This is a genomic window from Salinicola socius (assembly GCF_001937195.1).
GTDB lineage: Bacteria > Pseudomonadota > Gammaproteobacteria > Pseudomonadales > Halomonadaceae > Salinicola > Salinicola socius.
In genome coordinates this window covers 261,286-282,667 of the sequence record NZ_MSDO01000017.1, presented here as the reverse complement: position 1 = coordinate 282,667, position 21,382 = coordinate 261,286, and the positions used below count along the sequence as shown (strand labels likewise).

Annotated in this window: 18 protein-coding genes; 9 read left to right on the top strand and 9 right to left on the bottom strand. The window is 61.3% G+C overall.

Annotated features, from left to right (window positions below; all coding sequences use genetic code 11):
• On the top strand, window positions 1–387 hold a 387-nt coding region (locus tag BTW07_RS19850; RefSeq protein WP_158025879.1), incomplete at its 5' end, for a hypothetical protein.
• Window positions 388–799: 412 nt separating this feature from the next.
• Window positions 800–1,147: a hypothetical protein gene (locus BTW07_RS20035; RefSeq protein WP_083941818.1), complete on the top strand. Its 348-nt coding sequence runs from the start codon at window positions 800–802 to the stop codon at window positions 1,145–1,147.
• A gap of 251 nt (window positions 1,148–1,398) precedes the next feature.
• Here the strand turns inward: BTW07_RS20035 and BTW07_RS12360 are convergent, their stop codons facing one another.
• The gene (locus BTW07_RS12360; RefSeq protein ID WP_244158360.1) at window positions 1,399–2,355 is read right to left on the bottom strand and encodes an AraC family transcriptional regulator; all 957 of its coding nucleotides are present in this window, start codon (window positions 2,353–2,355) and stop codon (window positions 1,399–1,401) included.
• Window positions 2,356–2,468: 113 nt separating this feature from the next.
• On the opposite strand from BTW07_RS12360, the gene BTW07_RS12355 reads away from it, so the two are divergent.
• On the top strand, window positions 2,469–3,332 hold the full coding sequence (locus tag BTW07_RS12355; RefSeq protein WP_075570469.1) for an oxidoreductase: 864 nt from the start codon (window positions 2,469–2,471) through the stop codon (window positions 3,330–3,332).
• A 118-nt stretch (window positions 3,333–3,450) separates the two neighbouring features.
• Here BTW07_RS12355 and BTW07_RS12350 read toward each other — a convergent pair whose 3' ends face one another.
• The 3 genes from BTW07_RS12350 to BTW07_RS12340 are packed head-to-tail and all read right to left on the bottom strand — an operon-like array spanning window position 3,451 to window position 9,304.
• On the bottom strand, window positions 3,451–4,962 hold the full coding sequence (locus BTW07_RS12350; RefSeq protein ID WP_075570468.1) for an MFS transporter: 1,512 nt from the start codon (window positions 4,960–4,962) through the stop codon (window positions 3,451–3,453).
• Between the two features lie 33 nt (window positions 4,963–4,995).
• Entirely contained in the window at window positions 4,996–8,127 is a 3,132-nt protein-coding gene (locus tag BTW07_RS12345; RefSeq protein WP_075570467.1) for a multidrug efflux RND transporter permease subunit, read from the bottom strand.
• A gap of 16 nt (window positions 8,128–8,143) precedes the next feature.
• Window positions 8,144–9,304 (bottom strand): efflux RND transporter periplasmic adaptor subunit, encoded by a 1,161-nt coding sequence (locus BTW07_RS12340; RefSeq protein ID WP_075570466.1) that lies wholly within the window; start codon window positions 9,302–9,304, stop codon window positions 8,144–8,146.
• A gap of 157 nt (window positions 9,305–9,461) precedes the next feature.
• On the opposite strand from BTW07_RS12340, the gene BTW07_RS12335 reads away from it, so the two are divergent.
• Complete coding sequence (locus tag BTW07_RS12335; RefSeq protein WP_075570465.1) at window positions 9,462–10,196, top strand: response regulator; 735 nt, start codon at window positions 9,462–9,464, stop codon at window positions 10,194–10,196.
• Entirely contained in the window at window positions 10,193–11,251 is a 1,059-nt protein-coding gene (locus BTW07_RS12330; protein ID WP_075570464.1) for an ATP-binding protein, read from the top strand. Before BTW07_RS12335 ends, BTW07_RS12330 begins: the two co-directional genes overlap by 4 nt.
• 64 nt (window positions 11,252–11,315) lie before the next feature.
• On the opposite strand, the gene BTW07_RS12325 is transcribed toward BTW07_RS12330, so the two are convergent.
• Together BTW07_RS12325 and BTW07_RS12320 are read right to left on the bottom strand one after the other, a co-directional pair.
• Complete coding sequence (locus BTW07_RS12325) at window positions 11,316–12,167, bottom strand: anti-sigma factor family protein (protein ID WP_075570463.1); 852 nt, start codon at window positions 12,165–12,167, stop codon at window positions 11,316–11,318.
• A complete protein-coding gene (locus BTW07_RS12320) occupies window positions 12,164–12,685 on the bottom strand; it encodes an RNA polymerase sigma factor (protein WP_075570462.1) in 522 nt (173 codons plus the stop codon). Before BTW07_RS12320 ends, BTW07_RS12325 begins: the two co-directional genes overlap by 4 nt.
• Before the next feature lie 174 nt (window positions 12,686–12,859).
• Here BTW07_RS12320 and BTW07_RS12315 point away from each other — a divergent pair, with 174 nt between their 5' ends.
• Window positions 12,860–13,933 (top strand): catalase family peroxidase, encoded by a 1,074-nt coding sequence (locus tag BTW07_RS12315; protein ID WP_075570461.1) that lies wholly within the window; start codon window positions 12,860–12,862, stop codon window positions 13,931–13,933.
• Window positions 13,930–14,475 carry a cytochrome b gene (locus BTW07_RS12310; protein WP_075570460.1) on the top strand — a complete coding sequence of 182 codons (546 nt, stop codon included), beginning with the start codon at window positions 13,930–13,932 and terminating at the stop codon, window positions 14,473–14,475. The genes BTW07_RS12315 and BTW07_RS12310 overlap by 4 nt, the downstream gene beginning before the upstream one ends.
• 249 nt (window positions 14,476–14,724) lie before the next feature.
• Here the strand turns inward: BTW07_RS12310 and BTW07_RS12305 are convergent, their stop codons facing one another.
• Window positions 14,725–15,087 carry a hypothetical protein gene (locus BTW07_RS12305; protein WP_075570459.1) on the bottom strand — a complete coding sequence of 121 codons (363 nt, stop codon included), beginning with the start codon at window positions 15,085–15,087 and terminating at the stop codon, window positions 14,725–14,727.
• A 1,973-nt stretch (window positions 15,088–17,060) separates the two neighbouring features.
• Between BTW07_RS12305 and BTW07_RS12300 the strand changes: the two genes are divergently transcribed.
• Window positions 17,061–17,699 carry a hypothetical protein gene (locus tag BTW07_RS12300; RefSeq protein ID WP_083941816.1) on the top strand — a complete coding sequence of 213 codons (639 nt, stop codon included), beginning with the start codon at window positions 17,061–17,063 and terminating at the stop codon, window positions 17,697–17,699.
• A 726-nt stretch (window positions 17,700–18,425) separates the two neighbouring features.
• On the opposite strand, the gene BTW07_RS12295 is transcribed toward BTW07_RS12300, so the two are convergent.
• A complete protein-coding gene (locus BTW07_RS12295) occupies window positions 18,426–19,490 on the bottom strand; it encodes an NAD(P)H-dependent flavin oxidoreductase (RefSeq protein ID WP_075570458.1) in 1,065 nt (354 codons plus the stop codon).
• Between the two features lie 126 nt (window positions 19,491–19,616).
• Window positions 19,617–20,837 (bottom strand): NO-inducible flavohemoprotein, encoded by a 1,221-nt coding sequence (gene hmpA / locus BTW07_RS12290; RefSeq protein ID WP_075570457.1) that lies wholly within the window; start codon window positions 20,835–20,837, stop codon window positions 19,617–19,619.
• Window positions 20,838–20,924: 87 nt separating this feature from the next.
• Between hmpA and BTW07_RS12285 the strand changes: the two genes are divergently transcribed.
• Complete coding sequence (locus BTW07_RS12285; RefSeq protein ID WP_075570456.1) at window positions 20,925–21,359, top strand: RrF2 family transcriptional regulator; 435 nt, start codon at window positions 20,925–20,927, stop codon at window positions 21,357–21,359.
• Window positions 21,360–21,382 lie beyond the last annotated feature (23 nt).

Here is a 21,382-nt window from a genome sequence, read left to right as displayed (position 1 = left end):
AGGAAGAAAAGGTTTTTTAACAGAAATAAAGTAGAAGTAATGGGCAGTCTAGTCGCTAATGAGACGAGGTTTAATGACTACAGATTTGAAGCTATTGTACTTGTAATGAATTACGGAGGAAAGCAATCTATTGTATCGGAGATACCTGTTGTTAATTCAGATATATTCGAAAAATTAATTAACAATGAGAACAAGTTGGCTGAAGTTTACGAGACTTGCAGATCGTTAAGCTGGCTTCCTAAAGAAGGGGAAGACTTTGAGTATCAAACGGAATCTTTTGAAGTTGGGGGGGAAACGATTCGTTCACCAGCTTTCACAATGAACATAAATGCAGATGAATATGCGTCAAGACTGCGTCAACCAACTGTCAACCGCGTTGACGCTTAGAGACGGGCATTGACGGTTTCGGTTCTCATAACTGGCTGTTTTTACGGATAAAGACGGCCAGTGATAGGTTTTTTACAGCTCTCATAATCCCTTGGTCGTAGGTTCAAGTCCTACTGGGCCCACCACCCTCAAAGTCTTCTCCGTAATAACGAGTCCTTTGACCAAGAACTGCCAGATTGGTGTTAGCCGCTCGACATGATCCCGAACCTGTTGAGCGCCTAGGTTATGACCTCAACAATGAGATGAAGGTGCATACCCACCATCAGTCCGCATCCAATTGCGCCTCCAAGCCTGCAACGGCAGTGCGTGCCACACCGAGTAACCGGGATTCGTCCATCCCTTCCCGTGCACTGGCTGAAAGCCCGGACATCGTGCTGGCCACTAAGTCGGTAACCGCCGATGCGCGCTCCGAATGGGTGCGGGCGATAAATTTGCGAATTCGATAACGGCGCTGATTTGCCACTCGGCGTGCGTGGATGACGCTGTCATCTCCGTCATTGCCTCGGGCTGCTTCGAGTACAAGGCACCCCCGCTGTTTCGGATCTCGCGCATAGGTTCGCGCGGCGCTCTCCAGCAATTCCGCCAGTGCATCCGCCGGCGCCCGCCCGGACAGCAGGATCTCGTCCAGCGCGAGGGCCGATTGCGCGTAGCGCTCGATGACCTGTGCGAAAAACTCGGACTTGCTACCAAACGCTTTGTAAAACTGGGCAGCTTCACACCGAGTGCGTCGGTCAGTGCCGCCAACCCCACAGTTTCGTAACTGCCAGCATGAAACAGACGCTGGCCCGTATCCAGTGCGGTTTCCATGTCGAAGCCTCGGGGCGGCCTCGAGCCCTCGGCGCTGATTGGGTATTTTCTTGCCAATCCCTCGTGGCCGTGACGATAGGCGGATTCTGTTATTGGCTTTTCAAGGCTACCTACTAGTCGGAGGGCAATCACGCCATCTATTTCCTGATCACGGCAATAGGGTTGTCCGTCAGCGAGCTGCGTCGCTCGGGCCCCTGATCGATCTCAGTGCGACGAGACGTAATCCGATTTGGCAAAGGCCGGCGGTATCGCGAAATTCTCCCGCATGCGCTTCGTTTCGGCGGCTGGCGTCAATCCGAAAAGCCGTTTGAACTCACGATTGAACTGCGAAGGGCTCGCATAACCCACGGCATGGCAGGCGGCCTCGGCGGTCATTCCCTGACGCACCATCAGCAAGCGCGCCTGGTGCAGCCGCGTGGATTTCACGTACTGCATCGGCGAGGTGTGGGTAATGGTCTTGAAGTGGTTGTGGAACGTGGGAACGCTCATGCCGGCTTCACTGGCGAGTTGCGCCAGATCGAGCGGCTGGGCGTAAGTCGCGTGAATGCAGCGTAGCGCCTTGCCGATCTTTCCGAATTGCCCGCGCATGGCCAGCGCCGCTCGCATCGCATCGCCCTGTGCTCCGGTGAGCACGCGAAAATAGAGCTCCCGAACCAGCGCCGGGCCGAGAATCGACGCCTCGAGCGGCTGGTTCATCGCTTCGAGAAAGCGCACCAGAGACGCCCGTAGCGCCGGGTCCATGGGGCTGGACATCAAACTCTGCGGCGCACTTGGCCGGGCTGTCACAGCATCGCGCTCGATCTGGATCATCAGCTCGGCGGCGAGCTGGAAATCCAGGTGCATGTAGATGGCCAGCAGCGGACGCTCCGGCGTCGCCTCGGTTTCCATTGTGAAGGGCACTGGCACCGAGACCGCCAGGTAGTGCTGCTCGTCGTACAGATACACCTGATCACCGAAGAACCCCTGTTTTTGCCCCTGACATACGAGCACGATGCCAGGATCGTACAGAACCGGAGTACGCGACAAGGGGCGATCCGAGCGCAGGATGCGCACGTCGTTCAGCGCGGTCAGATTGTAGCCCTCGTCCGGCGCCAGCGCCCGAAGCAGCTCCACCATGTGCTGCTGTTCAGCCGACGGTGGGGCAGGAATGGTCTTGTTCATGTCGTATCGCGTGAGATGATAAGAATAGGCAATAAAACAAGAACAATAAGCCTGAGAGGGAGAAATTCAAAGGCGTAATGTGCAGCTCTCACTGATTCATTGGAGCTATTGCCATGTCGTCCAGCAAACCGTCTTCCAACAAGCAGTCGTCTAACAAACTCATCCTCATCACCGGCGTCAGCAGCGGCTTCGGCCGGGCGCTGGCTCAGGAAGCGCTGGCTAACGGTCACCGCGTCGTCGGCACGGTGCGCAACGAACAGGCCAGGCAAGCGTTCGAGCAGCTCGACCCGGCGAACGCGGTGGGCCGGGTGCTCGACGTGACCGACTTCGATGCCATCGACGGTATCGTGGCCGACATCGAGGCGAGCGTCGGGCCGATCGACGTTCTCGTCAACAACGCCGGCTACGGCCACGAAGGGATTATGGAGGAGTCCACGCTGGCCGAGATGCGTCGCCAGTTCGATGTGAACGTATTCGGTGCGGTTGCCGTGACGAAGGCCGTGTTGCCCTACATGCGTGCCCGCCGTTGCGGACATATCCTCAACATCACCTCGATGGGCGGCTTCATCACCATGCCGGGCATTGCCTATTACTGCGGCAGCAAGTTTGCGCTGGAAGGGATTTCCGAGGTGCTCGGCAAGGAAGTGAAGCCGTTCAATATCCACGTCACCGCCGTGGCCCCCGGCTCGTTTCGCACCGACTGGGCCGGCCGTTCGATGTCCCGCACACCGCGCTCGATTCCCGATTACGACGCGCTGTTCGATCCGATCCGGCGTGCCCGCGAGGAGAAGAGCGGCCAGCAACTCGGCGATCCGGCAAAGGCTGCCCGCGCCATGCTGGCCATCATCGCCAGCGAGACGCCGCCGGCGCATCTGCTGCTGGGCAGCGACGCGCTCGGACTGGTTCGCGATAAACTGTCAGCGATGAGCGACGAGATCCAAGCATGGGAAACGCTCACGCGTTCGACCGACGGCTGATGGCGAAGGGCTGAAGATAAGGGCCGAAGATGAGGGCCGAAGATGAGGGGCTAGCCTAGCCTAGGCTGGGCTGGGCTGGGCTGGGCTGGGCAGAAGCCCGGGGCATCTTCGCCTTGAGTCATTGCCGAGACGTTGAATGCTCTCTGAGCAAGTAGATCACCAGGATGGAAAGAGCTGCGAGCAGGGCGGCAGCGGTCATCAACAGGATCGAATGGCTGGAGGAGAATGCGGTTTTGCCTGCCGCGATCAGTGCTGTTGCCTGCGGCTCGGCGAGGTCCCGGGCGACCACATAGCTGTCACCGATGGAGCGCGCCGCGCGCTCGGCCTGAGAGGGGATGATGTCGGATGCCAGCACGATGGTGCGACTGTACACGCTGGACAGGAACACACCGAACAGCGTGATTCCCAGTCCGCTGCCGAGTTCGTATGCCGTGGCTTCCAACGAACCCGCCGCTCCGCCCTGGCTGGACGCTACCGAACTCATGATGGCGATGGACGAGGCGGTCAGACCGATGCTGAGGGCCAGGCCTAGGAGCGCTAGCATCAGGGGTACCGTCGGCCCCGGATGCCCAAAGTCGGAACGGGCCAGGCATGCCAAAGCCGCTGCGGCAATCGCCAGTGACAGGCTGGCGACCAGGCGCAGGCCGAACAGGTTGGAAAGGTAGCCGGCGACCGGGCCACCGAGAGCGGCCGCGGCCATGATCGGGATCATGAAGATGCCGGCTTGCAGCGGCGTTCTATCCAAGACGTACTGCAGTTCCTGTGCCAGCGTCAGCTCGACGCCGGCCAGTGCGCCACTCGCGACCACGGCCATGATGATGCCGGCCAGGATCGGCGGGCGCGAGAATAGCGACAGGTCGAGCAAGGGCTCCGGTGCGTGCAACTGCAAACGTACGAAGACCAGCAGCAGGCCAAGGCCGGACAGCGCCACGGAGAGTGCCAAATACAACGGCTGTGTCGCACCGAAGGCCGCCTTGATGCCGTAGACCAGCGAGAGCATGCCGGCGATCAGCAATACCGCCTGCCAGGGCGCCCATTGACCCGATGTCGTTTCCTCGGTGCGTGGCAGCAAAAGATAGACCAGCGGCATGACGGCCAGCATGATCGGGACGTTGATCAGAAAGGCCGAGCCCCACCAGAAATGCTCCAGCAGGGCACCACCGATCAGTGGCCCCAGCGCCGCGCCGGCTGCGCCCACCGTACCCCAGAGCCCTAGCGCCATGGCGCGTTCTTTGTCATCCTCAAAGGTGCGGCGGATGATACCCAGCACGCACGGCATGATCATCGAACCGCCCAGGGCGAGCAGTGCCCGTGTCCCGATCAGCATGGCCGGCGTCGGGGCGAAGGCGGCCAGTAGCGAAGCCGTGCCGAAGATCCCCAGACCCGTCAGCAGGACGCGGCGATTGCCGATACGGTCGGCCAGCGTTCCCATGGGCACCAGCAGGCCTGCCATCAGCAGCGGGTAGATGTCGATGACCCATAATACCTCGGTGACTGAGGCATCCAGCGCCAGGGTCAGCGAGGGCACGGCGATATGCAGGATCGTCATGTCGATGACCACCGGCAGGAAGGCCAGCATGACGGCGAGCAGGATCAACCAGCGGCGTGGAATAGCGGGAAACAGGAACATCGGCTCTCGTCCGGTATCGGGATGAAGACTATGTCAGGGTCTACGGCTGCGACGTTCGCCGCGATGCGCACACCAAGTGGCGAGGCGTTCCTGCGTGCCGATGACAAAAACGAAAAAGGCCGGCACGAAGAACACCGCCAGCAAGGTGCCGCTGAGCATGCCGCCGAACACCCCGGTGCCGATGGCGTGCTGGGTTTCGGCACTGGCGCCGGAGGCCAACATCAGCGGCACCACACCGAGGGTGAAGGCCAGCGAGGTCATCAGGATCGGGCGCAGGCGCAGGCGCGCAGCAGTCACTGCGGCATCGACCAGCGAGCGCCCCTCTGCGTGCAACTGGCGGGCGAACTCGACGATGAGGATGGCGTTCTTCGCCGACAGGCCGATGATGGTGATCATCCCCACCTTGAAGAACAGGTCGTTGGGCATGCCGCGCAGCATCACCGCCGCCACCGCACCGAGCAGGCCCAGGGGCACCACCAGCATCACCGACAGCGGAATCGACCAGCTCTCGTACAATGCCGCCAGCACCAGAAACACCACCAGCGCCGAAAGCAGCATGAGTATCGGTGCCTGAGCTGCCGACTGGCGCTCCTGCAGCGACTGCCCGGTCCAGGCCACGGCGAAGCCTTGCGGCAACTGCGCTGCCAGGCGCTCCATCTCGGCCATCGCCGCGCCACTGGAAACACCCGGCGCAGCGCCCCCGGCAATGCGCACGGCGGGGAAGCCCTGGAAGCGCATCATCTGCTGCGGCGACTCGCTCCATACCGGCGTCACCACTTCACGCAGCGCCACCATGCCGCCACTGGCATTGCGCACGCGCAGGCCGAGCACGTCGTCCAGTTGCATGCGCGCCGGGGCGTCGGCCTGCAGAATGACCTGCTGCATGCGCCCGGCATTGGGGAAGTCGTTGACGTACAGCGAGCCCATGGCCGCCGACAGCGTGCTGCTAACCGCGGCGAAGGACAGGCCCATGGCCTCGGCCTTCTGCCGGTCGATGTGCAGACGGATGCTCTCACCGGGCGGCAGGCCATCGGGGTAGACGTCGCTGACCACCTCGCTCTGCGCCGCCAGCTCCAGCAATTGCGCCTGCGCGGCCAGCAGCGCGGCCTCGCCACGGTTGGCGCGATCCTGCAGGAACAGGGTGAAACCGGAGGACGTACCCAGCTCGTCGATGGCCGGCGGCATCAGGCTCATCACCGTGCCTTTGACATTGTCCGCCATGGCCTGCTGCGCCAGCGCAGCTTCCTCGGCGGCCGTGGCGCCCTGGCGCTGATCCCAGTCCTTGAGCATGGTGAAGGCCATGGCCGCGTTGGGGCCGGAGCCGGCGAAGCTGAAGCCCAGCACCACCATGTTCGCATCCAGCCCCGGGCGCGTGGCCACGTGCTGCTCATAGGCCTTGACCACCTCCAGCGTGCGTTCGCTGGTGGCGCCGGTGGGCAACTGGATGGAGGTCGTGAAGTAGCCCTGATCCTCTTCGGGGAGGAAGGACGAGGGCAACTGCGCGGCCGCGACGACCAGCACCGCGCAGAGCACGGCGAAGGCCGCCATCATCCGCCCGCTACGCCCGACCAGGCGCGCCACCCGCGCGCCATAGCTCGCCGTGAGGCGCTCGAAGGCGCGGTTGAAGGCGCCGAAGAAGCCCCGTTTGGCATGATGATCGGCGCTGACCGGGCGCAGCAGCGTGGCGCACAGGGCCGGCGTCAGGGTCAGGGCGAGGAAGGCCGAGAACAGGATCGACACTGCCATCGACAGGGTGAACTGCTGATAGATCACCCCCACCGAGCCGCTGCCGAAGGCCATGGGTATGAACACGGCAGTGAGCACCAGGGTGATGCCGATGATCGCCCCGGTGATTTCCTGCATCGCCCGCAGGGTCGCCTGCTTCGGCGACAAGCCTTCGGTGGCCATCAGCCGCTCGACGTTCTCCACCACCACGATGGCGTCGTCGACGATGATGCCGATGGCCAGCACCATGCCGAACATGGTCAGTGAGTTGATCGAAAAGCCCGCCAGCAGCATCACCGCGAAGGTGCCGAGCAGCGCGATGGGCGCGACGATGGCCGGGATCAGCGTGTAGCGCAGGTTCTGCAGGAACAGCAGCATCACCAGGAACACCAGCGCCATGGCCTCGAACAGGGTGTAGATCACCTTCTCGATGGACACCTTGACGAAGGGCGCGGTATCGAACGGCACCGAATAGGCCATGCCCGCCGGCATGCTCGGCGCCAGCTCGGCCAGGCGCTCGCGCACGGCCGATGCGGTGCGCACGGCGTTGGCGCCAGGTGACAACTGGATGGCGGCACTGGTCGCGGCCACGCCATTCTCGCGGTTGGAAAAACCATAGGACTGCGCGCCCAACTCGACCCGCGCCACGTCGCCGAGCACCACCCTGGCGCCATCGACCCCAGCGCGCAGCACCACGGCTGCGAACTGCTCCGGCGTGGTCAGTTGCCCTTGCACGGTCAGCGGCACGGTCAGGCGCTGCCCGGGCACGGTGGGCTCGTCACCGACCCGGCCCGGTGCGATCTGCGCGTTCTGTTGTTCGATGGCCTGAGCCAGCTCGCTCATGGTCAGACCATAGGCGGTGAGCTTTTGCGGGTCGACCCAGACGCGCATGGCCTGCTCGGCGCCGAACAATTGCACACGCCCTACCCCGTCGATGCGGCGCAGTTCCTGGACGATATTGCGCGCCAGGTAATCGTTCAGCGCCACTTCGTCGTACTGGCCGTTGGGCGAGGTCATGCCGACCATCATCAGAAAGCCCGAGGCGGCGGATTCCACCTGCAGGCCGTTCTGCCGCACGGCCTGGGGCAGGCGCGGTTCCACTGCCTTGATGCGGTTCTGCACGTCCACCTGGGCCAACTCGGCATCGGTGCCCGGCTTGAAGGTGGCAGTAATCTGCGCGGTACCCGAGGTGTCGACCGAGGACTCGAAGTACAGAAGGTTCTTCACCCCCGATAACTCACGCTCGATCAGGCTCACCACCGAGTCGTTGAGGGTCTGCGGGGTGGCGCCCGGATAGGTGGCGTAGAGGCTCACCGAGGGCGGCGCCACCGAGGGGTAGCGGGCGATGGGCAACTGCGGGATGGCGATGACGCCGACCAGCACGATGAACAGGGCGATGACCCAGGCAAATACCGGGCGGTTGATGAAGAACTGCGGCATGACGATCTCTCCGAACTCAGCGCGCGACGGCGCTGAGGCGTTCGCCGTTGGCGGCGGGCGGCCAGGGGCGCGTAGCGACCTGGGCGTCAGGGCTCAGGCGCTCGATGCCCTCGATCACCACCTGCTGCCCGGCGCTGAGCCCGGACACCACGCGGTAACGGCGCTCGACCAGCTCACCGAGTTCGATGGGCACCGCCTGTACCTGGCCCTGGGCATCCACCACCCACACGCTGGCCTGGCCTGCTGTGCGGGTAACCGCCTGTTGCGGCACGCTCAACGCGGCGGAGTAATGCGCACGGGGAATCCGCGCCTGCACGTAGAGACCGGGCAGCAGACGACGCTGCGGGTTGTCCACCAGCACGCGCAGCAGCACGTCGCCGGTGCCGGCATCCACCTCGATGCCGGAAAACAGGATGCGCCCGCGTATGCCCAGCGGCTTGCCGTCGCTGCCGAGGATTTCCACGCTCAGTTCCGGCGTCGCCGAGCCGGCCTGCTGGCGCAGCGCGTCCAGTATCGAGGCGGATTGGCGCACGTCGACGTACACCTGATCGATCTGCTGGATGCGCGCCATGGGCGTGGCATCGGTGGGCGACACCAGCGCCCCTTCGCTGACCAGGGTCTGGTCGATGCGACCGTCAATCGGCGCCTCGACACTGGCGAACTGCAGATCCAGCTTGCGTCGCGCCAGAGTCGCCCTGGCCTGGGCCACGTCGGCGGTGGCCTGATCGCGGAGGGAAGCTGCATCGTCGTAAGTTTGGCGGCTGACGGCTTCGCTGCGTCTCAACGACCCCAGACGATCGGCCTTGATGCGAGCCTGGGCCAGCATCGCCTCGGCCCGTTGCAACGCCGCTGAGGCAATATCGACCTCGGCCTTGAAGGGGGCCGGATCGATCTGGAACAGCGTCTTGCCGGCCTCGACATCGCGGCCTTCCTCGAACAGGCGGCGTTTCACGATGCCGGTGACCTGCGCGCGCACTTCGGCAGTACGCACGGCCGACACGCGCCCGGGAAGGTCCTCGGTTACCGAAAGGTCGGCGGCTTCCAGCGTCATCACCGAGACCGGAATCGATGACGGCGCCTCGCTCGTGGCATCGGGGGGCGAGGGATCGCAGCCTGCCAGCCCCAACACGGCAAACCCTGCGAGCAGAATGCTCCACTGCCGCTGTCTGATGCGCATACCACACTAACCTCGTTCAAGGGGTTGTCGCGCCAGGCGGCAACCGAAAAGGATCGAGGGTCAGTTTGGCTCGCTGCTATTGCGAATGATTCGAGGCTTTATGGAGAAAGCATGGAGGGCGCGATAAAATTCAGGACCATACTCATCGAGTCCGCTCATGTTCGATCGCCACGCGCGTGTCAGCCCTGCTTCTCCTGCGTCGGCACTAGTACTGATCGCCGAGGATGAAGCCGAGATTGCCGACATTCTCGGCGCCTATTTGCAGCGCAGCGGGTTACGCACCCAGCACGCCGCCGATGGCCTCGCGGCGCTGTCCATGCACCAGTCGCTCAAGCCGGATCTGCTGCTGCTCGACGTGCAGATGCCTCGCGTCGACGGCTGGAAGGTGCTCAGTGAAATCCGCGCCCGTGGAGATACCCCCGTGATCATGCTCACCGCGCTCGATCAGGATCTCGACAAGCTGATGGGACTGCGTCTGGGCGCGGACGATTACGTGGTCAAGCCCTTCAATCCGGCCGAAGTGGTGGCGCGAGTTCAAGCGGTACTGCGGCGCGCCCGGATGAGCGAGCCCGCCCCCACGCAGATGCTGCGCGTCGGCCCGTTCCAGATCGACTTGGAGAACCACGAGGCCAGCATCTGCACTGGTGATCAGCAACAGTTGCTGGATCTGACCCTGACGGAGTTCAAGCTGCTCGCCTGTCTGATGCGGGCGCCCAGGCGGGTGTTCAGCAGGGCGGAGCTACTGGTCCATTGTCTGCCCGAGGGCGATACCCAGGAGCGCACGGTGGACAGCCACGTCAGCAAGCTGCGCAAGAAGCTTGAAGCGCTGGACATCCAGGGCGTGCCAGCCAGCGTCTGGGGCGTGGGCTATCGTTTCGGCAGCGAGCCATGAAACGCATGCCGGGTCTGCGTCGCCAGATTATCCAGTCCCTGGCGGTGATGGCGCTGGGCATCATCTTCATCGCGGTGTTCGGCTCCTACGTGTTCTACGCCATCGCCACGGCCTATTTGCCGGAGAGCATCTCCAACAGCTGGATGCCGTCACGGGTCGAACTGGCGTGGATCGTCTGCACTACGATTGCCGCGCTGGGCATGGCGGTATTCGTTGCTATCCGTTTATCGCGACGTCTGCTCACCCCATTGAATTCGGTGGCACACAGTCTGCGCGAAGTGGCCCAGGGCAAGCTGACCGCGCGGGCGCGGACGGACGAAAGGGCCATGGGCGAGACGGCACAGCTGGTGCGCGATTTCAACGCCATGGCCGAGCGGCTGCAAAGCGTGACCCGGGAACGCGAGTTCTGGAACGCCGCCATCGCGCATGAGCTGCGCACGCCGGTGACCATTTTGCGCGGACGTCTACAGGGCCTTTCGGAAGGCGTGTTCACGCCCAGCAGCGAGCTGTTCGACGGCTTGCTGCGCCAGGTGGAAGGTCTGAACCGGCTGATCGAGGATCTGCGGGTATTGAGTCTCAATGACAGCGGCCATCTGGAGTTGCACCGGGTCGAGGTGGATCTCGCCCAGGAGCTCGGCAGCGTTTTGCAGGCCTTCGCCGCGCCGCTGGCGGCAAAAGGGTTCCATCTGCATAGTGAACTCGCGGCGAATCTGAAGGTGAAGTGCGATCCGGTGCGTATGCGTCAGGCGCTGATGGCGTTACTGGAAAACGCCCAGCAGCATGCCGAGCCGGGCAGTCTGCGGATTCGCCTCTATCAAGCGGACGATTACTGCCATCTCGTCGTCGAGGACGACGGTCCTGGCATCGATAGGGCGCTTGCCTCTGACCTGTTCGAGGCTTTTCACCGTGGCGATCCCTCGCGTTCACGCAAGAGCGGCGGCAGCGGCCTGGGGCTGACTGTGGTCAAGGCCATTGCGGAGGCACACGGCGGCCAGGCGATTTGCCAGCCCACGGGGCGGGGAGGCAGTGCGTTCGTCATCACCTGGCCGCTTTGAGCGGCCGTGATGTCGTCATGCTTGCCGAGTAAAGCGCTACCGCGATGGGCCGCTCCGGCACGACTCAACTCTCCCGCAGCATCTCTTCGAGCATGGCGGCGTTGGGATCGTCCGGCTGGCTGACGACGGCATAGTTGTAATTGCCTTTCGACCAGTACTGCGCCATGAGCTTGCCGTCGATTCGCTTGCCCGGCTCCAGCATGTGATTGCCGGCACCCGGCGGGCGTATGTACATCATCATCTGACGCCCGGTCCGGTCACGATAGACCACCATCGCGGCAGGCCCTTGATCAGTGGCCAGCAGCCGCGCACTCGTCATCTCCAGGCCGGCGGCGCTAAGATCGGGCGGCATGATCCCGTCGCTGAAATGGGCCTGAAACAGTTTGACGATTCCCTCGCGGCTGTTGGCGTCCGGTTCGGAGACGGCGGTATCGCTGGCGTCGACAATACCGTTCCCATCGATAGCAGTGTTGCCGTCGATGGCAGTGTTTCTATCGATAGTCGTGTTCCCGTCGAGCGAGACGTTATCGGTGAACAGGCGATAGGCCTGAACGGCGTCGGCCATCGGCTGCGCCGAAATCGAGGGCGGGGTCATCATGTCGTGCACTTTCCAACCGCCGGTCATGCCGATACCCAGGGCCATGACCAGCATGGCCGCCGTCGCCAGCCAGCGTTGGCTGTTGGCTCGTTGGCGACGCCGAATCGCGGCGGGATCGAGTGCCGGGTTGTCTGGCCACTGTTCGGGGTTGGCGTAACGCGCGCGCAAGCGCCTTGCATCCACGCGCCACTGTTCGAGTTCCGCCGCCTGTTCGGGATTGGCCTGGAGCCAGGATTCGATCCACTGCCGGCGCTCGGCATCCAGCTGATCATCGAGATAGGCGTGCAGGTCCTGCTCGGTGGGGTGACGTGGATTCATTTGAGTCTCCAGAGTGACGGTGACGACGGTTTTTCCCCCGATGTTCCTTCGTCCAGGTCGCGCAGCGATCGGCGTGCCCGGGACAGTCGTGACATTACCGTACCGATCGGAATGTCCAGGGTTTCGCTGACTTCGCGGTAGCTCAGCCCCTCCACCGAAACGAGCACCAGCAGCGCCCGATGTTCCGGAGAAAGTCGGTCGAACGCCTCCCAGGTGGCGTTGGCCACGACGATATCTTCCGTCGAGGCGCTGGTCTGGGGGTCGCTGGTGAACAGCTGCATGAGCCTTGCGTAGCGCCCGGCGCGACGGCGACCGTCGATGAACTGACGATACAGAATCGAAAACAGCCAGGCGCGAAGATCACCATCGGGGCGGCGGCGCTGCCAGTGGCCGATCGCTTTCTCCATCGTCGCCTGTACCAGGTCATCGGCATCGCTGGGATTCTGGCTCAGCGACAGGGCAAAGCGCCGCAGACGCGGCAGTATTTCACGCAGTTGATCGTCATCGGGTGGGCTCATGGGGATTCCAGCGTGTCGAAGGAGGTCGCTGTAGGACGAATCGGTTGAAATTCTATTCCCTTCTGGCGTCGATGAAATTGCCAATATTTCTGCGACGCGATCCAGCGGGCGGGAATAAAGCGTCGACAGCGTCGTCCTACTGCCTCCATTCGGACAACGTTCCCCGGAGCGAACATGACCCTGAAAACTCCACCACCGTTGAATACGATATTTCGGTTCACGGTCATCGGACTCGTTATCGCCATCCTGGCGACGGCCTTCGCCTACGTGGGCGGTTGGCTGGACCCCGGCCGGCTGACCCCGGATCGGATGATCAATACGCTGGAAGACAACGCCGGTGTTCACGAAGGCTATCGCCGCAATCACGCCAAGGGGTACTGCGTGGTGGGCCGCTTCGAGAGCAATGGCAATGCGGCCAGCCTGTCCCGCGCCAGCGTTTTCGAAGCGGGACAGCAGAGTCCGCTCATCGGCCGGTTCGCGATTCCCGGGGGTAATCCGAATGCCAATGATGGCATGCCACCGATACGCAGTTTCGCGCTGCAATTCCAGTTGTCGAACGACGAGCAGTGGCGGACCGCAATGAACGCGATGCCTGTATTTCCGGTATCGACGCCGCAGGCATTCTGGGAACTGTTGAAAGCCTCCCGGCCGGATTCGAAGAGCGGCAAGCCGGATGCCGCGAAAATGTCGGCCTTCTTTGCCGACCATCCGGAAACCAAGCCATTCCTGGCATGGGCGAAAACCGCCCAGCGCTCCTCGAGCTTCGTCAACGTCGATTACAACAGCCTCGATGCCTTCCGCTTCATCGATGCCGCCGGGACTACCCACTTCGTACGCTGGGGGCTGGTACCGGAAGCGCCGTTCACGGCGATGACCGACGCCCAGAAGCAGGATCCCGATTTCCTGTCCAAAGACCTGCGTGAACGCCTGGAGCAAGGGCCGCAGCGTTGGCATCTGATCGTGACCGTGGCGAATCCGGGTGACCCGACCAATGATGCCACCCTGGTCTGGCCCGAGGATCGTCGCCAGATCGATGCCGGCGTCGTCACCATCGAGAGCGCCCAGGCTCAGGCCGACGGCCCCTGTCGGGATATCAACTACGACCCGCTGGTGCTGCCCGATGGCATCGCCGGCTCCGATGATCCGCTGCTGAGCGCGCGCTCCGCGGCCTATTCGGAATCCTATAACCGACGTACCCGCGAGGAGGCCGAATCGGCCACACCCTCCACCCAGGAGCCGCAATCATGAACTCACGGACCGCTACCTTTTCCGTTCCCGCTCGGCTGTTGCACTGGTCGATGGCTATCATGGTCATGTCGATGCTGTTCATCGGTATCGGCATGGTGGCCACGGTTTCCGAGCGTCACGTGTGGCTCGTTCAGCTCCACAAACCCCTGGGGATCGCGATTCTCGCCCTGGTCATCGTGCGTCTTCTGGTGCGCTGGCGTCACGGTACTCCGGCATTGCCTGCGGATTTACCCCCATGGCAGCGCGCCGCTGCGCATCTGTCTCATTGGGTGCTATACGCGCTGATGCTGGCGATGCCGCTGATCGGCTGGACCATGCTCTCGGCCGGCGGTTATCCGGTGACCCTGTATTCCGGTATCACGCTGCCGGATCTGGTGTCGCCTTCTGCCACGCTGTATAGCGCGTTGCGGTTTGCCCATACGTGGCTGGCGCTGAGTCTTTTCGCCGTCATTCTCATTCACCTAACGGCGGCCTTGTACCACGGCTTGATTCGTCGGGATGGCGTACTGGCAAGCATGACGAAAGGTCAAAAGCATCCGTGAACCGCATACCCTTTTCCTGAAAAGGCGAACGGGTTACCTATGAAAAAAGCGATCGGATCGGCGGCTTGTTGATCCTGATCGCTTTAACGTTTCTGCATCAAACTCATGGCGGTAAGTGACCGGTTTTGCACCGGTCGGATCTCATCGGAAAACAATCGCGCCAACGATCGAGCGCGGGACAAACGGATAAAAGCCGAGGTGATCAGCCTCGGCTTCGGGAGTTTTCTACCGCTTTCGATCAGTCGACTTTCAGGCGGGGTCGGTGTTGTAGAGCCGTTTCACGACGCCCATTTGCGCAGCACTCTGACCCTCCGCTATCAAGCTCTGCTGCTCCCTGCCCAGCGCTTTCATGGTTTCCATTCCGGTGCGGTTCTGTTCGGCGCGAAGTGCATTGGCACTGGCTTCACTGTGACCCGCGCCGATATCCAGGCGCCAGGCGCCGAACTGGTTGGCCGTCATCATGGCCGGCTGCAGATTCAGTGGCTGGTGCAGTCTCTGCATGGCTTCCTGCTGGGCGATACTATCGTTGGCCTGCGCCAGTACCGGCATGATGCCGGCGAGGGCCACGGCGGCAGCGATCTGGGCCAGGCGGGGCATTATCTTGGTTTTCATCATCGACTCCTGTCATGGAAATAGCTACGACCTACGGTGTCGGTCGCTGTCGACAGAGAAATCATGTCACTGTCGGCTAAAGGTAAGACGCTCAATGACTGAATTTATTCCACTGCTTTTGTGACAATATCGCCTCACCTGAGACCATCCGAAGTTCTGCTGCTGCATATCTAGAATATAGAGCTGTGGCCAGAATTTCTGCGTTCTCTCGAGGTGGGATATCATGACACGGAGATGGGGGAATTGAGAAAATCATTAACCAATCTGTGACAGAGACAATTTCTTAAGTTTATGCAGGCCCGCTGGCCGCTCTTGGTTCACTGGACTCGGTGGCAACGGTCCCGACGTCGCGTCAGCTAGCAATGGGTTGCTTCAGTTCTGATACCTATTTTGGAGTTGCCCTGACGGTAGCTCTACGAGCGCCTGCTCAAGTGGGGCTTGGTTGCAGTTTGGTTGCTGATTCAGCGCTCTCGGGGCTCTAAGTGTGATGTGTGGAAAATCTTAAGTGACTGAGTTTTCCTGGAAACCGCATGGCAGGCGCGGTCTGGATTTATCCATTCGCTGCATTCATAATCCCTTGGTCGTAGGTTCAAGTCCTACTGGGCCCACCACTTTTAGACTTTACGTCTGCCTTCAACCCCTGCGCGCTCCAGAGACATGGGATCTGATTTCGTGTTGCGCCTGAAGGATCGCCTGTCCCTAGTTTTTACGCTTCAACCGAAAACCCTCCCGACAGAAGTTTTGCCGCTCGCTCCCGTCGAGTTCGGGGAGGAGTCTGGCCGAGGGTAGGGCAATCGGGCTGGAGCGTCGGCGACCACCCAGATCGCGATAGATCTGGAATGAAGAGCAAAAAAATGGCCCACCTGGCGTCATCGGGGATGATGTAGCGCCTGGGGGCCAGAAAGATCGCTTTCAAAGGCGACCATGAACACGTTGGCAAACATGTGCGACGCTCACCGCACATGTAATGCATAGGCTGCATTGTCGCCGTTTTGCGTCAGGACGGGAAAGTAAAATGTGCAAAAATGCGGGCAATTTTATTGCTCTTTGGAAACATAGGCGGCTTCACGTCATTTTATGGTAATTATTCATTGGGTTTTGTAAAAAAAAGAATGCTTCATGTTGTGTAAACGTAGCGTTGTATAAAAAAACCCGCGGCTGTCGGATGGAACAATATCCGATGGCACCGCGGGTTTGGCTGCTTCGGATAACCGAAGCGGGGCGCTGTTATTCAATTGCTGGGTTCATGGCCGCTCTATGTGATTGCTGCCCTGGGTCATTTGTCGAGAGACAATTGACACCGGTAGCAGAGCCTGTAGCTGAGCTTTTTCGGGAGCGCCCCGTTTCGAAAGTATGGCTAAAGTAGGGGGCTGTCAACCAGGGAATGCATTGAGGCAGTGGGCGGCGCATGGGTGAATTTGACGATGTCGGCCGCCAGGCGACGGCCTGTCCAGGAAGACGAAGGGTTCGGCGGCGCTGGGGCTGATCTGTCGTGACAAGTGGACTCCCAAGATTATCGACACATTTTGAAACAAATTTGATCGGCATACTTGATGCGGATCAAATCATCTAATGCAGGTTGGGTCCACAGTGAGTCATGAAGCACGGAAGGCTTCTTGAAAAGGACAGGCGTCGCAGGACGCGGCGACACAGGGATGCACGGCAGGATGCCGTGGTGAATCAGCAGGGATACGCAGCGCTTGGGGGAGTCGGCCAACCGACTCCCTTTCTTCGTTATGCATTTTTTTCTTCGCCGTGCGCTTTTTGGCAGCTTCATGGTGGGTAGTGATCGCAGTCGCTGCTAGGCTTTCCTTCACGGTGGAACCGATGTGGATGCCTTGGCGGTGTTAGCCGCTTGACCGTCACGGGATATTGTCGGTCATTGTGTATGTCGCCAAGATGTCACCCGAGATTACCCTTCGTTTGCGGTTCCTGTCAGGAACTGCCCTGATTTGTCGGCAGTGAGCATTACGATGATGGATTGGCTTTCTCAAAACAGCGCCGCCATTTCAGCCCTGACGGGTTTGTGCACGTTGCTGGTCTGGCTCTTCTATGCCCAGTTGCTGTATCTCAACTTCAGACGCCAACGCCAGCCCAAGATCATCATCAACCGCGGCTTCGGTCGTACGCTGCAGGCCCGTTGTGTCATCAGTAACATGAGCCCAGAGCCGATCTTCATCGAGCACATCGTGGCGATTCTTCACACGGACCAAGGGACAATTTCCCAGGATCTGATCGACTTCGAGGAATCGACCGCCAAGGACGATGGAGCAGATCGTCTCATCGAAACCACCCGGCAGGGGCCGATGCTCTCCGGCAGCTATAACCATATTGGTACCTTCCACGACATCATCGGTCGGGTGCTTCGTTTTCACGGGCTTCCCTCTGAAGACTTTCAGGCGACCGACGGTCGCACGCTGCAGGCGATAGAACTACGGGTCATCGCCATTTATGGTAGTGAAGACTCGCCAATAGGCGCTGCCAGAACTTTCGATCTGACCATGACCTCGTCAGGGGAAACCCTCGTACCGACCCGTCTTACCACCAAGCGCTATGCATCGCACCTGAGACGCCGCGTGGTTCGCCGATGGATTCGCGCGCTGGACGGTTAGGCGAGATGGCGGCAAGTCGACGCGGGCGGACAAACGTCATGTAGAGATTTCAGGCTGCACGGCGACATCTTCATTTGGGGGGCGGCGATGGCGGGGCATTTCTGTTTCCGCCATATCCCCCACTGCGCTGATCAGCATGATTCTCTTGAAAGACTTGCTCTCGACGAGCATTTGCAGTGGCATCTCTGCGGGTTCTGCGCCACATTGAGCGGTGCGCCAAGGAGGGCGCGGGGTCCACATATTTCAACATGCGCTCAGGGACGCTTGGCAGGGAGCCTTGGAGGGTCTGGTGTGGATGCGGCCGGCTGGTGACAGCCGGATCTTGTTGGTCAGCCTCGGTTTTATTTTGCCTTAAGTAATCTGTATCAAATTATTCGGTGACCAACGGGTCCACTGTGGTCGCCTGCGCCAAGGAGGTGCTGGAAGGAGCGAGACCGCAGGATGCGGCTATCACATGGATGCACGGCAGGATGCCGTGGTGCAATGTGGCATGGAATAGCAGCGTATTGGAGACTTAGAAATGCCGAGTCTCTTATCCGCTGTGCCTTTGATGTTATCGCTTTTTCAAGATGTTCTGTCCCCTTTTTTCCATTCACGGTCGTGCGTCGGCTGTCTCAACTCCAGTTTGCTTCCGCCCCGTCAAACCTTATGTTGCAGGAATCATCGAATCCAATCGTGTAGCGTGAAAACGCATCGGCTGTCTTTCGGCTAAGCATTGGCCAAAGCTCAGGGATGGCGGCACGTGGATTGCCTTTGTGCTTCCAGCAATTTCAGCAGTTCGCCCGCCGGCAGATCGACTGCTCGAGCTGCACCGGAACCCGCCCACTGTGCGCCGAACCCCGTTTCGCCTTTGGCCTTCGCCGCAGCGTTCAAAGCCTTGCCCAGATCGTAGGCGCATGGATAGGCCGGAATCTCGCTGATCGCAACACCCTCTGCCCATGCCGTGTAACGATTGATCAAGCAGCGCGCCGGTCGACCGGAAATAGAGCGCACCATCACGGTTTCCACGCCGGAAACGACGCGAGCGCGGTAAGCCTCGTCGGCCAGGCTCTCCGGGCAACGAAGGAATGCCGTGCCCAGTTGTGCCGCCACCGCGCCTCCGTCGATGGCGCGCTGAATATCGGCGCCATCCATCAGTCCGCCGGCGGCAATGATAGGAAGTGGAACCTCGCTGACGAACTGGCGGACCAGCGTCTGCGTCGATCGTCGTTCATCCGGCGCCGCAGGATCGAACATGCCGCGGTGACCGCCCGCCGCCCAGCCCTGGGCGATAATGGCATCGAGCCCGCCGTCCGCGATCCGGCGCGCTTCCGCCAGTGAAGTTGCGGTGGCTATCAGGCGACATCCGGCCAGACGCAAGGCCTCGATCTGATCCGGCCTTGGCAGGCCGAAATGAAAGCTGACGACGGCGGGACGAGTCTCGAGCAGCACTCCGAGCATGGCGTCATTGGTCTGAAAGGGCGTGTAAATCTCTCTCAGACTCTCCGGTGGTGTGGCGTCGAACGCCTCGAACAGCGGGCGGGTGCGCTTGATCCACTGCCGTTCTCGAATGCTGTCGCGTACCGCGGATGCATGGCAGAAGACATTGACGTTGAACGGCCGAGAGGTCAGTGCCCGAGTTTCCTGAATGGCCTGCAGCGCGGCATCCGGCGTCGAGGCCCCCAACCCCAGCCCGCCCAAGCCGCCCGCGTTGGAGACCGCCGCTGCCATGGCAGGGGTCGAAACGCCCGCCATGGGCGCCTGAAAAATGGGAGCCTCCAGGCCGAGATCATCAATGAATTTGCCAGGCATGGCCGCTACCTCCGGCGTGGGTTGAGGCTCGAAAGTCCAGGACTCGATGGATAGAGACCCGACAGGCTAAGTCCAGATCGGGTCGAAACTCTCTCGACGGGATTCAGGCGCACTATTAGCAGTAGATCAGGCCGCCAATGGCTGCAAGGGGCCGAAACATTCATAGCGGCGGTCATCGGCCGCCACGCCATTGGTGTCCAGCATCTTATCGATCCTTTGCATCATGGGCAGCGGGCCGCAGAAATAGTAGGTCGCGTCCCAGCCGCCGACCCAACGTTCCAGATCGTTTGCTTCCAGCTCGCCGTCTTTTACCTGATGATCGCCGTTGCGATCCGTTTGTCGGGGTTCGCTGAAGCAAGTGTATAGCGCGAAGTTGGGGTGATCCTGGGCCAGCGTCTCCAGCTCGCTCGTGAAGGCGCGCACTCCACCGTGGCGTGCGGCTTGAATGAAGATTACCTGCCTCGATGCGGAAGCCTTCAACGCGGCATGGGCCATGGAGATCAGCGGTGTGATACCGACACCTCCGGCGATGAAGACCAGCTTCTTGTCCGCCGATGCCGACAGATCGAGCGTGAAGGCGCCGCATGGCGGGGAAAGCTCGATCCGGTCGCCCTGGGCCAGCCTGTCGTGAATGCGGTTCGAGACATCGCCGCCCGGGACGTCGCGATTTCCAACCTCACGTTTGACGCTGATTCGATAGGCTGCCGCCCCCGGCGCATTGGAGAGACTGTAGTTGCGCATGGCGGTGTTGCCGTCGGCGTCCTGCAAGCGAACCGAGACATACTGCCCCGGCAGATGGGCGGGCGGTGTGCTGCCGTCTGTCGGCACGAGTGTGAGCGAGACGATATTGTCGCTCTCGACCTGGCGTCGTTCGACCGTGAACGACTTGAAGCCCGCCCAACCCTGCCGTTCACGCTGCCCGGCGTAGATCGCCTGCTCGCGGTCGATGAAAACCTGAGCCAGTTCCCCGTAGGCGGCGGCCCAGGCATCGAGAATATCGTCGGTGGCTGCGTCGCCCAGCACTTCCTGGATCGAAGCCAGCAGGTTCTCGCCGACGATCGGGTAGTGCTCCGGCTGGATCGTCAACGACGCGTGCTTCTGGGCGATCACCTCGATGGCGCCGGCCAGCGCCGAGGGGTCTTCGATGTGCCGGGCATAGGCCAGTATGGCGCCAGCCAGGGCGCGCTGTTGGCCTCCGGAGCGCTGATGTGCGGGGTTGAAGTAACGCCTGACCTCCGGATTGTGCTCGAACATCCGGGCATAGAAGTGGCGAGTCAGTGCCTCGCCATGCTGCTGGAGCACCGGAACGGTCCGTTTGATGGCATCGATCTGCGCGGCGGTTGGCATAGTGTCTCCTCAGATGATTTTAATGAGTATTTTATATACCTATTTAAATAAGAGTATTATTTACCAAATTATGGCTGTCAAGCGCTAATGAAACTGACGACACATACCGACTACGCCTTGAGATTATTGATCTATCTGGCGGTGAGAAACGAAGAGATGCCGGCCACAGTGCAGTCGGCGGCGAGTCATTATGGTATTTCCGCGCACCATCTGGCCAAGGTCGCCCAGACGCTGGTGCAACTGGGCTACGTGATCAGCCTGCGCGGCCGGGGAGGCGGTTTGCGGCTCCAGCGACCCGCCGAGGAGATCAGCATCGGGGCGCTGGTAAGACAGACCGAGAACCTGGAGTTGCTGGAGTGCTTCGGGCCGGAGTCTACCTGCCCGATCGAGCCGGGCTGCCGGTTGAAGGGCGTGCTATGGAAAGCCCAGCAGGCGTTCCTGGCGGTGCTGGACGGCTACGTGCTGGCCGATCTCGCCGAGAATCGCCAGGAGCTGCGCATGCTGCTGGGCAGCCCCGGCTGAGCCGCGCATCCATGCGGCAAGGG